Raw genomic sequence first — 13,692 nt, 5'->3', positions numbered from 1 at the left:
TTTATACCTCCGTTGTTCGATATGGAAGAACAATTCTATAATTTCGCTCGTCATCAGCGTCTTTGATTAAGATGGGGTTCGTCATACCCGAGTACCCTATGATAAGTTCCTTGGAATTAATGGAATCAGCAGCTTCAAGGAAGTACTCCCCGTTAAATGCAACTTTAAATCCTTTTCCTTGAAGTGAGATGATATCTACAAATTCATTTACTTTTCCTACGCCTTCAGCAGCAGCTTTGAGTTCAATAACCTCTCCTACGTACATACGGGTAACTTTGGACTTTTGGTCTTTGATGATAATCTTCACACTCTGGAGGGCATCGATCAATAATTCCCGATTTACCCGAAGTGTCGATTGATAGTTAATTGGTACCATTCGGTCTACGTCTGGATATGTCCCCTCTAAGACCCGAGAACAAAATATGAAATTCTTCGTCGCGACTACAAGTTTCGATTGAACCAATTTAATTACTAACTTCTCCTCTGGTCCGATCAGATTCATAAGATCGGACATTGTCTTGGCTCCCACGATGATCTGCATTTCGATCAAGTTATCTGCCACTTGTACCGAAGATGACAATCTATGCCGGTCTGTACTGGTGACATTAATCATGTTGTCTTGAAACCTAACGCGAAGTCCAGTTAAAATCGGTGTCGCGTCGCTCTCTGATGCTGCATAGGCCGTCTCTTTGACTAAAACTTTTAACGCTCGTCCCTCTAGTTCTACCGAAGCACCTTCGGGATCTTCGATGAATTGAGGATATTCTTCTGGATCTAAGCCAGGAAGGTCATATTTCTTTCTTCCACTCTTAATTTCAGTCTCGAATCCGACTGTCTCAATGTCGATAACACCCTTCATAACTTTCACAATCTCAGCGATCCGTTTACCTGGAATAGTTGCTGAACCTGGCTTGATCAACTGATAATCGTCAGGTTCAATCTTTGATTGTAGGAATTGAGTTCCGTTTCCACCGGTGATATACAATCCATCATGTTTCGCTTCGAAAAGCAGTTCAGCCAATATCGGAATAACATTTTTTGATGGTAGGAACTTAGCCGCTTGTTCTAACGGCTTGATAAAAATATGCTTATCAATTGATATTTTCATAGCTTTCCTCCTGTGTTACGAGAATTATCCCTACGTCGATTCCGCCCACCTACATGCAGCACTTCAGCAAATGGTTCTATCCTTTCTAAGATTCTCTCAGCCTTCTTTTCATGTTGACGCTGATCCATGGTCTTGGCGGCATCTTTGACGTTTATCAAGTGTTGCCGCAATTCCTTGATCGTTAGGTTCGACGTGTAAATTGTGACTAATCGCTCCATTCGGCGTTGTAGAATAGGTCCCAGTATTTCATCCCGCGTCCATGTAGTCAGGTACTCAGCTCCGATATCATCTAAGATGAGCACAGTAACGTTCTGTAAGGCCTCTAGTTTAGACAAAACCGTTTCTGTCTTAGATCCAATAGCATCCTTCGCCTCAGACATAAAGTCTGGGACATAGACCATTGCAACGTCTACCCCTTGAGAAGCTAACTCTTGAGCAATCGCGCCGGAGATCAAGCTTTTGCCCACACCCATTTGACCGTATAAGTAAAGTCCTTTTTTACTCTTTCCAACTTCGAAGTTCTCACATAGGTCCATAGCCTTTATGATTGCAGCAGATCTATGGGGGTCAAGATCAATGCTCTCAAAAGTCGCATTCACAATGTGATCAGGAATAAAATGACTTTTAATCTTTCCCATTACCCTTTGCTGTTTCTCGTGAGAAAGGAGCAAAGGGCATTTTTGGAGCCTATAAATCAATCCCTTATCGTCATCCGGATTTCCCTCTACAACGCTACAGTGACCTTTGTGGTCATTCTGACAACCAACTAAGTCTTTGCAGCCTCTACAGTTATCAAAACTAACAAGGTGTCGTGATAACGAACCGTAATTTGTCGGATGCGTCAAGTTGTCCACTCGATCAGGAAAAGTTCCCTTGATTCTTTTCGTTTCAGGGTGTTCTTCTAGCCGTGTTATTACTGCTGCTTTTCGCTCGGCAAATCCCTTTGGAATAAGTTTTTTCAGTTCATCACCTAAGTTTCCCAATCACACCACAGCCTCACGCTTGGCTTTCAGCCGCTCAAGCTTTTTTTGATATTCTTCTTGATCATAATCCGGTTCAGCCTTAGTTTTAGAATCTATGACAGTACTAATCTTCTGTTCGTCTATTTTTCCGTCTTGCTCGGATAATAAATTATAAATGCGTCCTTCGCAGTACTTGATGCTTTTGATCTCGTCTCGTTTATGTTTAGGTTTAAATTTGTCAAAGGATTGATTGATGCCGTCAATGGCAACGGAGATCGGAACTCCGTCTGCAATGAGTTGATCTAAAAACAACTCGTCATTAACCGTAAGATCAAGTCCCTTTGCTCTGCGTTTGAGATAAAGGTCTGTGACTTGTTTACGATAATCAAATTCAGCAGCTTTCCGGTTGGAGTCGGCATCCCCGGCAGGAACGGCATCCTGGCTATCTGATTTGATTTTGTTTGAAAGTCCTTTGTCCATTTCAGTGTCCTCCTCTAAACAACAACTACTATTGTTTTTAATAATGTTTTTAATAATGTTTTTAGAGACGCGTTTCGCCTTACAGCCGCAAGGGTTTGAGGCGCCTTCAACTTCTCGTTTTGAGAAGCCCGAGCTTCTTGTTTTGAGAAGTAACAACTTCTTGTTTTGAGAAGCCATGATGATAATTCCATGTACCTTCGATTTCTCGGGCTTCTTGTTTTGAGAAGTTCCGCCACTTTTAAAGTTGATGTTTTTACTAACTAAATCCTTGAATATTTCTTCATTCCATCCCTTTACCGGACTAATCTGCCACTGCTCATAATCTTTGTTCACCGCAAAAATATTGTTATTTTTATTCCAAACTATCACTCGACAATTGGATAGATGATCAAGTTCCTTTCGAATATTTTGGTATCCAACGCCACATAACTCGAAGTATTTGAGCAAAGGTATCGATGCTGTTTTCTTCTGACACCCATACGACAACCGCCATATGAAGAGAATGATGTCTTTCTGACGCTTGGAAAAATCACGACGTATGATTTCATTCCATATCTCGTTGGCAAGCTTTACAAAGCCATTCTCTGGTTGTGGATTCGCCAATCACCTCACCTCTGATAACTATTGCTGTACATCGTCCCATCAGCAAAATTAACTTTCATTTTCAGCTTGAGGGTGTGAATGTTCTCCTGAAGACTTTTAAACTCGTTACGCCATTTCATTGAGCGACCATAGGATTCTGCTTCAAGCACTCTAATTTCTCTTGTAGCCAACTCTGCACGCTCCTTCTTAGGTGCCTTGGCAGAAATATATGCCTCTGCATAGTCCATGTCACGCTGGACGTGAATGCGCTTGTAGAGCCTGTCGCATTCACTTGAAATTTCTCCAGCCAGTTCATGACACTGTGTAAGTAACTCAATCTTTTCTTGCAATGATGCTGGGTTGTTCTCAGGCAAAACATTAGCCTGTTTCTTCATTAAATCTACTTGCTCTATGTAAGCCGCAAGGTCGAACTCGTTTTCTTCCTCCATGCTTACAACTCCGTTCTCAGAATGGAAGATCGTCATCGCTTATGTCTATGGGTTTGCCATCGCCAGAGAATGGATCACCATAACCTCCGTTTTGACCGCTAGAGTTTCTATTTTGACTGCTACTACCATTTTCATTACTACTTGATGAATTGCTGCCACCGTGTTCATTACTTCTGTTGGACTCCAGGAATCGCACGTTATCCGCAATGACCTCAGTGATGTAAATACGCTTCCCTTCGTTATTCTCGTAGTTGCGGACCTGAATACGTCCCTCTACTGCTGTCAGCCGTCCTTTGCGCAAATAGTTCGCGCATGTCTCAGCCAACTGCCGCCAGGTAACTACTGGAATGAAGTCCGCTTCCTTCTCTCCGTTCTGACCGGTAAAGTTGCGGTCTACGGCAAGAGTGAACTGCGTCACGGCAACACCAGCAGGAGTATAACGAAGTTCAGGATCACGGGTCAGTCTACCAATCAAAATAATTCTATTGAGCATTTATAGCACCTCGTCAATTTAGAAATTTCATCTCATCAATAAATCTGCTTGGTTCAGATGGAATGACTTTGCCCCAACTGCTATGTGATTTAGTAGTAGTAATAATAAGTTCATTCTCTGCCCGGGTTACCGCTACATAGGCCAATCTACGTTCTTCTTCAATGTCCCTGGTATTTTGGCTAGGGAACAGCCCTTCGTTCATGCCCACAAGGAAAACTATCGGAAACTCAAGTCCCTTACTGCCGTGAACGGTCATAAGTTTAACTGCATCTCGGTCTTCCATTAGTTTTTCTTGAATATCTCTGATTTTGATCCATTTTAGGAACGCAGTAGGACTATGGTCTTCACCAGACTTCAACTGCCGTTCAACCCAATACATGATGTAGGTCTGAGCTTGATCCAGATCCTCAAGACGATTATTAAGATACCGCTCTATATAGCGTTCTCTCAGCTTTAATCTACGGGACAATACATCTAATGCATCATAAGCAGAAACGCACTCTCTGACCGATTCAGCAATACCTTGTAGGATGGTGGCATATTGGACAACCATTTCTTCGTTCGAATCTACTAATGCCTCCCACAATGGAATTGACTTATCTATGGCTATCTGCTCTGCAATCTGAAGTTGCATATCAGTCAGTGACCGTTCTGGAAACTTAATGACTCTTTTAAAATTCGTTTCGTCCTGTGGGTTATATATCCATGCAAGGTAGTTCAATAGCGACTTTACGTCAGGCTTTTTAAGAGGATCATCCGAAGCGCTCAATACAGTACATGGAATGTTCTCCCGCCGCAACGCTTGATAAAAGTTATCAATTTGCGCATTCGTCCGTGCCAATATCGCAAAATTTGAATACTCGGCGCTCTGCACTCTCTCTTTGATCTGGATGATTACATAATCCATTTCAGTATCATCGTCAAACAAAGAGACTACATCAACGCTGGTACCTTCCTTGTAAGCTACTAGCCCTCCACCAATTTCAACTCCACTATGAGAGATTAAGTTATTGGCAGCTTCGACTATTGAAACTGTTGAACGGTAATTGCGGTTAAGCTCAATTACTTCTGTATTTGGATAAGAACTTGTAAATTCAAGAATGTTTCTAACGCGCGCTCCGCGCCATCCATAGATAGATTGTCTCCAATCACCTATGCAGAAAAGGTGTTCCGGATTCAGCAACCGGATAAATTCCATCTGCTGCTGATCCGTATCCTGAAACTCATCCACGAACAGGTACTTCCACTGCTTCCGATAGTACTCAGCGACATCAGGATGATTGCTGAACAATGTGTTCACCTTCGAAATCAAGGCATCCAGATCCACGGCATTGTAACGGCGTAACTGATAGTTGTATTCGTCCCAAACCGCCTGTTCTTCAAGACCCTTGATTCTCAAATCTACTGCCTTAATGACTTTACTCACGCTGGTTCTGTATCCCATTGTTTCGATAATGACCTTCATGACCTCTTCCCGATCCTCTTGGGAGTAAATCGTGAATTGTCTATCAAGATTCAAACGGTGCCCCCATTCTTGGAGGATACGAACTGCAAGTGCGTGGAACGTGCAACATGTGATTCGTTTGGATTCCTGTTCTCCAATCAATGGAACAAGACGATCTTTCATTTCTTTTGCCGCAGCTCGGGTAAAGGTTATGGCCACAATGCTTGAAGCACCAACGCGATGGTTTAGATTTAGATGTGCTATCCGATGAGTCAGGGTACGGGTTTTACCCGTCCCTGCTCCAGCTCTCATTAGTATTTCATCAGAATCAGAAGTAACCGCTGATGCCTGTTCCTCATTTAATCCGGCAGTGAGATTAACCACGCGATGCCGCTCCCTCAAGAGTCAAATCCCAAATCGTCCAGCCCTCGGCCGCCTCGATTTCCACGACACCAGCAATCAAGATATTGTCCAGCTTGTGGGACAAGGCGTTCAGACCTTGCAGAACACCGCTTAGGTTCTTCTTATCCAAGTTGTTGATATCGTCCAAGGCCAACACTTTAAGAGGCGGATTTGCTCTTTCAAGCAGAGTGACAAGGAAGGCAGACAGGAACATTAATTTCTCTCCAGTAGACAGTACATCAAAGTTCGTTTTACGATCATTCTTGATCCATCCAAACTGAAATACTTCCTTTCCTGTCTCGGATTCAGTAGAGAAGAACATTGGATGTTGGATGCCCATCAGCTGCAGATTTTCATTAATAGAATCTTCAATAGGACCAAGCACACCCTTGACCAGCTCCCCTTGAATCCCTTTGGCTCCCAGCGCCTCTGCTAAGCTCTTGCAAGCTGTAAAGTAATACTGTGCCTTACTCGCTGAGATCATGGCTGTTTGGGCGTTAGAGAGCGTGATTTTAGCTTTCTCCTTTTCCTCAATCAAGCGCTCAAGCTCTTGAATCTGCTGCGCCAGTGCCGACAACTGCGGCTCCAGTATTTCGAGTGGAGCAAAGGTTGGCTGCTTATCATTCAGGAGGCGCTCTTGCTCCTGCTGCAAGTTGATGATTTTGTTCTGTGTATCCTGGTGACGGCGAATTTCTCCTTGTTCGTCCTTACGGATTATTTCAATCCGTGAACGGATGCCGTCATTAGCAGTGTTTTCATCGTTCGCAGATTTATAAAGCGCCTGCTTCGATTGTTCCAGAGAACTTTCTTCAGCACGTAACTCCTTAATTTCGTTTCGTAAATCTTTTTGTTGTTGTTCCAGAGAATTTAGTTGTTCTATCAAGGACGGGCCTTTCTGCCCAACAAATGAAGTGAATTTCGAAAAATCCTTATCACATCCAATTTGATGGTGGATTACGCAGACACCAGCGCCCTTTTCCTCAATATTTTTCAGAACCTCGTTCATGGTATTGAGCTCAAGGCTAAGTTTGTCGGACTTCTGTCTAGCATCCACGCCCTCTGCGGTCTTGGATTCTCTCAAAGCAACCAGCGCGTCGATCTGATCTTGGATAGTTTGTGCTTCACCACTAACATCTGTTTGCTTAATTGACTGCTGGAGCACCGCAATTTCCACCGCATAGTCACGATCGGACTTTACATCTAGAATTGACGTCAGCTGTTGAATCTCGCCTTTTAGGGCCTCTAAACGTCCGCGCTTCTGCTCCCATTGCCGTTTAATTTCATAACCCGCTTTAATCTGCCCATGAACATCGGTATGCTGCTGCCGGAAGTCTTTCAATTCTTCTTTTTTGATTGTGATATCCCGATCAGTCTCTTCAAGCTTATTTTTCATATCAGCCAGCTCGCGCACCGCGCCAGTAGCATCATTCTGTTTTTTGTTCCAATGCTTCTGTTGCGATTCAACCCATGAGGTCATAGCCTGAAGGCCGGAAGACAGATCATAATCACTAGGCCATTCATCTAAGCAATCATTAATCAACTCTTTGGATGCTTCATGAAGATCAGGGTTTGCTTCCTGAAGTCCTTGGGTCAACAACTTTTGGATAAGATGAGCAGATACCTTTTTCTTATCCCATTCTTCGCTGGATATAGGAGACAAGCTATAGATAAATTCACGTCGTTTAGCATCCGACATATCAAGAAACTGCTGGAAGTCAAAGACCATCGGGAAGTTTCCAATCTCAGCTGAGATTCGCGCATTCATTTGCGTGGAGTTTTTCTCGCCTTTATTCGGTGAAACTGTGATCGATTCGCTGTATTTTACCTCTTTTGATCCAGTGCCCTTCAACTTTTCGGCACGAATGACCGAGCGATCAAAGGAGAATGAATCCATTTGCAAACCAGCCGTCATCTCATCTCCAGAACTGAGTTTGAATGTTTCGGCGTTAGTCTTCTTGCCGGGAATATACCCCAGTATTGCTAGTTGTACGGCTTGGAGCCGTGTAGACTTACCGGAACCATTAGGACCTACGAAGATATCCTTCCCAGTCAACTCTTGGTCGAAAGTATTCCCCTTTATGTTTTTGGTGCGGATAGTTTTGATCATTAGAAACGCGGACCTCCTTTGGTTGAAAGAAAGCTGTCTTCTGTTTCGATAGACTCTTCTGAGGCGTTGATCGTTTCTTCGATCACTTCAGCCCCAGCAACCGAACCGGTTTGTTGAAATTCAGCAGCGATTTCATTCAGTTTCGTTTCATCAAACGTGTCTTTGTATCCAATCACTAGAACGTCTGCTACGCCGTTATAGGCCTTTAACTTTGCTAATGGCATACTTGGCTGCTGTTTAATAGAAGCCTTCCACGCAAGCGTCTGGACGATCTTGTCACCGTGTTCTTTGTTATTTATGAGGTTTTGGATAACGTGGATCACATCAATATTGTCATGTCTGCCATAGACACCCAACTTCCCTTGGAAGGCCATGAATATACCGGAACGAAGCTCTTCTTCAGTTAGCGTTCCCTCCATGCAGAGCTTACCAGCATCGCGGTTTTCTTCAATCTTTTGCATTAGTTCCTTCACGAAACGAACGCGGATATCAAAAAGGACTGTGGCGGAACTAACAATTGCTTTCCCAGAAGGAGACATGCCAACCGTGATTTTTTGTGACCAGAACTTGTCTGCCGTGCCTGTCTCAAGGTCAAATTCGATATATGGATTGCTAACCTCGCGTCCATCTGCAAGGCAGATTGTATCAGGAGTTATTGTAGAGATCCCAGCAATCAGGTTACATGCACGGTACCCCTCGGCACTAATGCCCCATTCACCATCATCGAATTGAATCAGGTGTCCATCGGCATTCGTCAGGCGAACAACACCTACAGTGTTTTCCGCACTGGTAAAGAGGTTTCCGGCGCGGGAATTTACAGTTTTCCATTGCTCGGGATAGTTAATTGATATTTCTTGCATTTGCAAATCCTCCAATTCATGTTAATATGGAGGCGAAAACATGTTTTCGAGGACAATGTTTTCGCCCAAATGTTTCATCTACCCAAATGGCTCTGCTCCCCAGCAGGGTCATTTTTCTGTTCTGCCAACGCTAAGGCGGTATCCAAGTCATCCAAGACCGATTGAAATTCATGTCCGAAGAACCATCCAGCTCGTTCCAACGCTGCCCCGATTGAGACATTCGTTGTCTCTTCTTGCATTTTCTTAAGCTTGTGAATCGCATGCTTGAGATGATGTTCCACATGTGCAACCCCCTTTGCAAGTTGATACTGGGTAAGCATCATTTAACAAATCACGGATCGCTAGTATGTTCTTTAATCCAGTTACCTTTAGAGAAGGATCTTCTCCATCTAATTTGTAGACTAATAGAGCGTGAAGCTCATTTTCTACGAATACGACATCTTCAGATTCTAACTTGATAGTCATTGCTGGTATGCCATTAATCATGATTTTTCACCACCGAAGGAAAATGTCTTAAAATGATTTCGTACTGAAGTTTGTTATTTTTCCAACGTTCAGCCAACTCTTGTATAGTCATAGTTGAACACCTATAGCAGCAGTTCCTGGATAAGTCTTCTTGATGTTTCGTGCATAATAGCTTCCTATAGATTCAGCGGCCATCATGATTTCATAGGTCAAACGCGGTACACCAGGATGCTCATATACTGTATCGCGTCCTTTGAATTGAACGAAAAGTGTCTGACTTTCTGTATCGTAACCAACAGCGGCAATGTTCGAAGATACTACAGGCTCAAGATCATGTCTCATAAGTAATCCTCCGGTCTAAATGTTTTTATAAACTCCAATGCATCACCAAAGTCAATTCTCCGAATGTGACTATACTTAGCTACTTCGAAACGTTCCTTAAGTTTTGACCAAATGCTCCTACGATGACGACCTACAACATCCTTAAATTTTAAATCCGTTTCTTTATAACGGTCTTTCGTTAGTTCGTTAGATTTCAGACGAACTCCATATTGTAGTTGATAGCACTCTGCATCTGTCAAAGTCACACTGTCTCTGACCTCTTGCACCATCATCTGAACTTCTTCCTTGTGTTCGATGATTTCAGCTTTGAAAGCATTCATACCTTCAAACATCATCCTGAGTGCCGTACCTTGTTGTTCAGTCATTTTGAGTTGCTGACCAACAACAGTTAACAATTGATCTGTATTCTCCATCACCTACACCACCTTTCTGCTATTAACAGCCGGCCTTACCTGATCAATAAAAGTTTGAAGCATATCTAGGCTTTCATTGAGTCGTTTTTTCTCACTGCTGCTGGCATTTCCAATAAATCCAACCATCAAAGCAGTAACTCCGGCTTCCTGTAAGAATTTCTTGACCTTGATATTGAATTGAACAGTATTGATGTCTGATTCGTAACGAAGCTTTTTCAACTGTATCTCTGATTGCTTTTCATCAAATTCATCTGGGTTGCTAATCTTCAGTGCCTCATTCTCATCTTTCAGCCGTTGGTAACCCGACTTCAATTGCTCAACCTTCAAGCGCTCATTGTCCAAATCTTCTTTGTTTTTTGTTTTCCAGTAATCATCCCGCTGTTTGAGTTGAGCTTCAGCTTCCCTCTCCTTCTGTTTAAGGTAAACAGTCTGTTCTTCATCATGCTGTTCAAGAGCCGCCGAGACTGCCTCTTGCACTTGATAAGCCGGTACAACGTCTTTGTATTTCTTTTGAAGTTCTTCCTTCTCATACTCCGCTTGTTCAGCTCGATCTTCGGCTTCGCGAACAGCAGCTTCGAGACGTTCCTTGGTTTCAGTAAATGCTTTATGAGTGCTGATAATATTGGCGTCTAACTGCTGGATAATTTCCGGCGTGGCATTCTCCTTAATGAATTTCATCTTGTCAAACTGACGGCCTGACACTCCAAGTTGTTCTCCTACAATGTCGCGGACCTGACCAGATTCATGCTCAGGTAAATTTTCCTTACCTGCTTGCATTCGTTCTTTGGCTCTGATCCGTTCCAGTTCCTCAATTTTCTTCCCGTAAGCGACCCGTTCAGAGAATGTAAAGTCTTTCCGGTGTTCGTTCTCGCTTATCTCTAGTTGTAGTTGATGAGCATAATCGCGAACCTCAGTAACTCTTACTTCTACCTGTTCTCTCCCCAAATGCATGTGTGCTCTCAACCGTCGTTCTCCAGCGATCAATTGATAATCGGGTGTTACAACGATTGGATTGATTAAGCCGTTCTCAGCGATGTCCTGAGCCAATTCTTCGATGCCCGAAAAATCTTGGCGAATACGATCCGTTACTTTGATTTTTCTAATATCAATGAGCAATGTGATTCTCCTTCCTAAAATCATTTCCTCTCTGTGATAAAATGGGGATTGTCCAGATCTACCAAATTAACCAAGAAGGGAGGTGTTCAATTGAATGATAGCGAATTACACGATTTGACCATGCTCTTTATTCAAAACAAGATCAACGACACATTCACAGTTAAAGAAGTTTATGATCTCTACCAGAAGACTAAAGGAGAGTTTCAATCATTAATCGCTACTCCTGGCAAGATGATGTATGGATTCGCAAATCCAAATCAAGAGCGATAATTATTTACTAATGGAGCTAAACATTTTTCCGAACTCGGCGGTACTGCTGATGATTGGAGCAAGGTCTCTATCTCGGATACCGCCGAACTCTCTAACATAAATTTCGATATATGAACAAAGAAGGTAAAATGTCTCCGTCGCTTTCATTAATGCAATTCTTTTTTCGTATGCCTTGTGGTTGAAATGTTCGTACCACTTTTTCTTTGGTGTATAAGGCTTTACGTTGTAAGGATCAACAGAATTAATTGATAAAGTCCCATCCTCATTTTGCTTTACCATTTCGGAAAGAATTTCTCTTATCCGTTTTTCGTCTTCCGCTTTCACTGTAACTCCCCCTCTTACAAACTTGGTAAGCAGTAATTCTCAACACGGTTAAGCGTTACTCTTTGGGGCTTAGTCTCACGCTGCTGAAGCGTTGTCGTTAGCTCCAAGGTTTTAGCCCGAGCAAGACCTGCTTCTCTTAAAGCGATTTTGTCTCCAGTAGCTAATGCAGTTACTGTTACTCTTGATAGAGCCTCATAAGCAATTTGTAAATCTGATTTCAATGTACAAAATCTCCTTTCAGGTATAAAACTCTATATGGTGTGGTTAAGATGGCTGATAGTTACGTTCTTCTTCCTCTCTTATCCATTGATCCAAACTATTAGATCTAAATATATACCTTGGTGACTTCGAGCCCTCCGCCCCGATTGTCCTGAAAGGTATCCGTTTGGTCTTGCAAAGATTACGAAGTGTGTACTCTGACATATTCAGATGATCACAAGCTTCACTGAAAGTAAGTGATCTATCTTTTTTTAAGGACAACCTTTCCATGATTCTCTTCTCTGCTGCTGCGACCTGAGTTAAAACGATTTCAGTGATTGCTTGTTCGACTGTGTTCATGATTTTCACCTCTTTTAATTACGGATATTTTATTTATCCATTTTAAGCAAAAAAAATCTTGACCGGATAATATAAATTACATATAATACGAAGTAGATAATTAAATTATCGCATTTGGACAGACTTATCCTGTTTAAAGTAATCCGAGAATAACACTTCGGCTGGAACATCGAAATATCTTGATAATCTAAACATCAAGTCTCTGCCAGGAGTAAATGTTCCATTCTCAATCATGCGGAGATAAACTGCTGAAATTTCGTTATCTTCTGCCACTTTAACCTGAGTTCCTTTTGATTTACGGAGCTTACTGAATAGCTCCCTTTTTTTAGCCATACCGTCTTGACCCCCTTTCGATATTTGAATTATAACGGATAACTAAATTATCCGTCAAGGGGTTTTTGGATAATTTAAATTAAAGGATGATTCTAGGTGGAGTTTAAAGAAAGATTAATTAGTCTTAGGGAGTCCAAAGGATTAAGCCAATATCAAATTTCGGAACAATTAGGAATCAAAAGACCTCGTTATAATGCTTGGGAGCAAGGTATTTCTATGCCTCGAACAGACATGGTTAATAAACTCGCTGATTTTTTCGAAGTCAATCCAAACTATCTCTTAGGCTTTGATTCTAAAATCCCTGATTGGGCCACTCCGAAGGATGTTCATGACTTTAAGACTTTACTCGAAGAAGACTCTCCAATTATGTTTGATGGCGTTCCTATCAGTAAAGACGATAAAGAAAAAATCAAACGTGTAATGGAAGCTATGTTTTGGGATGCCAAGAAGAAAAACAAGGAAACATATGGTCGCAAGAATAAAAAAACTGATGAGTAGGGATGCTCATGGACAATACGATCTTAAAGTTAATTAAAAAATTCAAAACTAACGACCCCTTTGAAATTGCAGCGCACCTTAATATCTTTGTACGCTATGAAGATTTAGGCTCAGGTACACGTGGCATGTATTTCAAAAAATTACGAAGACGTTATATAGTTATACATAACGGACTTAATACTGAGTGGCAGAGGTTTATCTGCGCACATGAATTAGGTCACGATAGATTACATCCTGGCATTTCTCGATTCTGGTTAGATGAACAATCTTTATATAATGCAGGAAAGTATGAACGGCAAGCTAATAAGTTTGCCGTAAAACTTCTTACTGCAGGTGACACACTGAAAACAGATGAAACCATAAGGGATCTATTATCTCGTAATCAAATTCCTGTAGAAATGGATCAATACTTCGATTAACCTTTAGCGTCTTCCAGCTGAAAGGCTGTTTAAATATGCCCAAAAATAGAACATATGGTCCTATAGG

19 protein-coding genes are annotated in these 13,692 nt (G+C 42.1%); 3 read left to right on the top strand and 16 right to left on the bottom strand.

The genetic code is table 11. The features are described 5' to 3' along the window. Window position 1: 1 nt before the first annotated feature. The 12 genes from dnaN to NST58_RS12795 all read right to left on the bottom strand — a co-directional run bounded on the left by dnaN (window position 2) and on the right by NST58_RS12795 (window position 11,223). Window positions 2-1,108, bottom strand: coding sequence for a DNA polymerase III subunit beta (gene dnaN / locus NST58_RS12850; protein ID WP_339248113.1), 1,107 nt, complete (start codon window positions 1,106-1,108; stop codon window positions 2-4). After that, complete coding sequence (locus NST58_RS12845) at window positions 1,105-1,962, bottom strand: ATP-binding protein (protein WP_339248767.1); 858 nt, start codon at window positions 1,960-1,962, stop codon at window positions 1,105-1,107. Before NST58_RS12845 ends, dnaN begins: the two co-directional genes overlap by 4 nt. Window positions 1,963-2,091: 129 nt before the next feature. Next, window positions 2,092-3,153 (bottom strand): replication protein, encoded by a 1,062-nt coding sequence (locus NST58_RS12840; RefSeq protein WP_339248110.1) that lies wholly within the window; start codon window positions 3,151-3,153, stop codon window positions 2,092-2,094. A 5-nt stretch (window positions 3,154-3,158) separates the two neighbouring features. After that, complete coding sequence (locus NST58_RS12835; RefSeq protein WP_339248107.1) at window positions 3,159-3,581, bottom strand: hypothetical protein; 423 nt, start codon at window positions 3,579-3,581, stop codon at window positions 3,159-3,161. 16 nt (window positions 3,582-3,597) lie between these two features. Further along, window positions 3,598-4,074: a single-stranded DNA-binding protein gene (ssb, locus tag NST58_RS12830; RefSeq protein WP_339248105.1), complete on the bottom strand. Its 477-nt coding sequence runs from the start codon at window positions 4,072-4,074 to the stop codon at window positions 3,598-3,600. A 13-nt stretch (window positions 4,075-4,087) separates the two neighbouring features. After that, on the bottom strand, window positions 4,088-5,902 hold the full coding sequence (locus NST58_RS12825; RefSeq protein ID WP_339248103.1) for a UvrD-helicase domain-containing protein: 1,815 nt from the start codon (window positions 5,900-5,902) through the stop codon (window positions 4,088-4,090). Further along, window positions 5,895-8,027 carry an AAA family ATPase gene (locus NST58_RS12820; protein ID WP_339248101.1) on the bottom strand — a complete coding sequence of 711 codons (2,133 nt, stop codon included), beginning with the start codon at window positions 8,025-8,027 and terminating at the stop codon, window positions 5,895-5,897. Before NST58_RS12820 ends, NST58_RS12825 begins: the two co-directional genes overlap by 8 nt. Continuing rightward, the gene (locus tag NST58_RS12815; RefSeq protein ID WP_339248099.1) at window positions 8,027-8,887 is read right to left on the bottom strand and encodes a hypothetical protein; all 861 of its coding nucleotides are present in this window, start codon (window positions 8,885-8,887) and stop codon (window positions 8,027-8,029) included. The genes NST58_RS12820 and NST58_RS12815 overlap by 1 nt, the downstream gene beginning before the upstream one ends. Window positions 8,888-8,961: 74 nt before the next feature. Next, on the bottom strand, window positions 8,962-9,168 hold the full coding sequence (locus NST58_RS12810; protein WP_076135707.1) for a hypothetical protein: 207 nt from the start codon (window positions 9,166-9,168) through the stop codon (window positions 8,962-8,964). Between the two features lie 292 nt (window positions 9,169-9,460). Next, window positions 9,461-9,694, bottom strand: coding sequence for a KTSC domain-containing protein (locus NST58_RS12805; protein ID WP_339248096.1), 234 nt, complete (start codon window positions 9,692-9,694; stop codon window positions 9,461-9,463). Further along, window positions 9,691-10,107, bottom strand: a complete 417-nt coding sequence (locus NST58_RS12800; protein WP_339248094.1) for an ORF6C domain-containing protein — start codon at window positions 10,105-10,107, stop codon at window positions 9,691-9,693. Before NST58_RS12800 ends, NST58_RS12805 begins: the two co-directional genes overlap by 4 nt. Before the next feature lie 3 nt (window positions 10,108-10,110). Next, a complete protein-coding gene (locus tag NST58_RS12795) occupies window positions 10,111-11,223 on the bottom strand; it encodes a ParB N-terminal domain-containing protein (protein WP_339248092.1) in 1,113 nt (370 codons plus the stop codon). 90 nt (window positions 11,224-11,313) lie between these two features. Between NST58_RS12795 and NST58_RS12790 the strand changes: the two genes are divergently transcribed. Then, a complete protein-coding gene (locus tag NST58_RS12790; RefSeq protein ID WP_339248089.1) occupies window positions 11,314-11,493 on the top strand; it encodes a hypothetical protein in 180 nt (59 codons plus the stop codon). On the opposite strand, the gene NST58_RS12785 is transcribed toward NST58_RS12790, so the two are convergent. The 4 genes from NST58_RS12785 to NST58_RS12770 all read right to left on the bottom strand — a co-directional run bounded on the left by NST58_RS12785 (window position 11,494) and on the right by NST58_RS12770 (window position 12,708). Further along, entirely contained in the window at window positions 11,494-11,817 is a 324-nt protein-coding gene (locus NST58_RS12785; RefSeq protein ID WP_339248086.1) for a hypothetical protein, read from the bottom strand. It lies immediately after the preceding gene. A 14-nt stretch (window positions 11,818-11,831) separates the two neighbouring features. Then, on the bottom strand, window positions 11,832-12,038 hold the full coding sequence (locus tag NST58_RS12780) for a hypothetical protein (protein ID WP_339248083.1): 207 nt from the start codon (window positions 12,036-12,038) through the stop codon (window positions 11,832-11,834). A gap of 43 nt (window positions 12,039-12,081) precedes the next feature. Next, window positions 12,082-12,375: a helix-turn-helix domain-containing protein gene (locus tag NST58_RS12775; RefSeq protein ID WP_339248079.1), complete on the bottom strand. Its 294-nt coding sequence runs from the start codon at window positions 12,373-12,375 to the stop codon at window positions 12,082-12,084. Between the two features lie 105 nt (window positions 12,376-12,480). Continuing rightward, window positions 12,481-12,708: a helix-turn-helix transcriptional regulator gene (locus tag NST58_RS12770; protein ID WP_339248076.1), complete on the bottom strand. Its 228-nt coding sequence runs from the start codon at window positions 12,706-12,708 to the stop codon at window positions 12,481-12,483. 96 nt (window positions 12,709-12,804) lie between these two features. Here NST58_RS12770 and NST58_RS12765 point away from each other — a divergent pair, with 96 nt between their 5' ends. Beyond that, complete coding sequence (locus NST58_RS12765) at window positions 12,805-13,206, top strand: helix-turn-helix transcriptional regulator (RefSeq protein WP_339248073.1); 402 nt, start codon at window positions 12,805-12,807, stop codon at window positions 13,204-13,206. An 8-nt stretch (window positions 13,207-13,214) separates the two neighbouring features. Continuing rightward, window positions 13,215-13,625: an ImmA/IrrE family metallo-endopeptidase gene (locus NST58_RS12760; RefSeq protein ID WP_339248070.1), complete on the top strand. Its 411-nt coding sequence runs from the start codon at window positions 13,215-13,217 to the stop codon at window positions 13,623-13,625. The last annotated feature ends 67 nt before the right edge of the window (window positions 13,626-13,692 follow it).

This window comes from Paenibacillus sp. FSL R10-2796 (assembly GCF_037965315.1).
Classification (GTDB): domain Bacteria; phylum Bacillota; class Bacilli; order Paenibacillales; family Paenibacillaceae; genus Paenibacillus_AQ; species Paenibacillus_AQ odorifer.
Note: the sequence above shows the minus strand (reverse complement) of the source record. Positions and strands in the feature narration are given on the sequence as shown.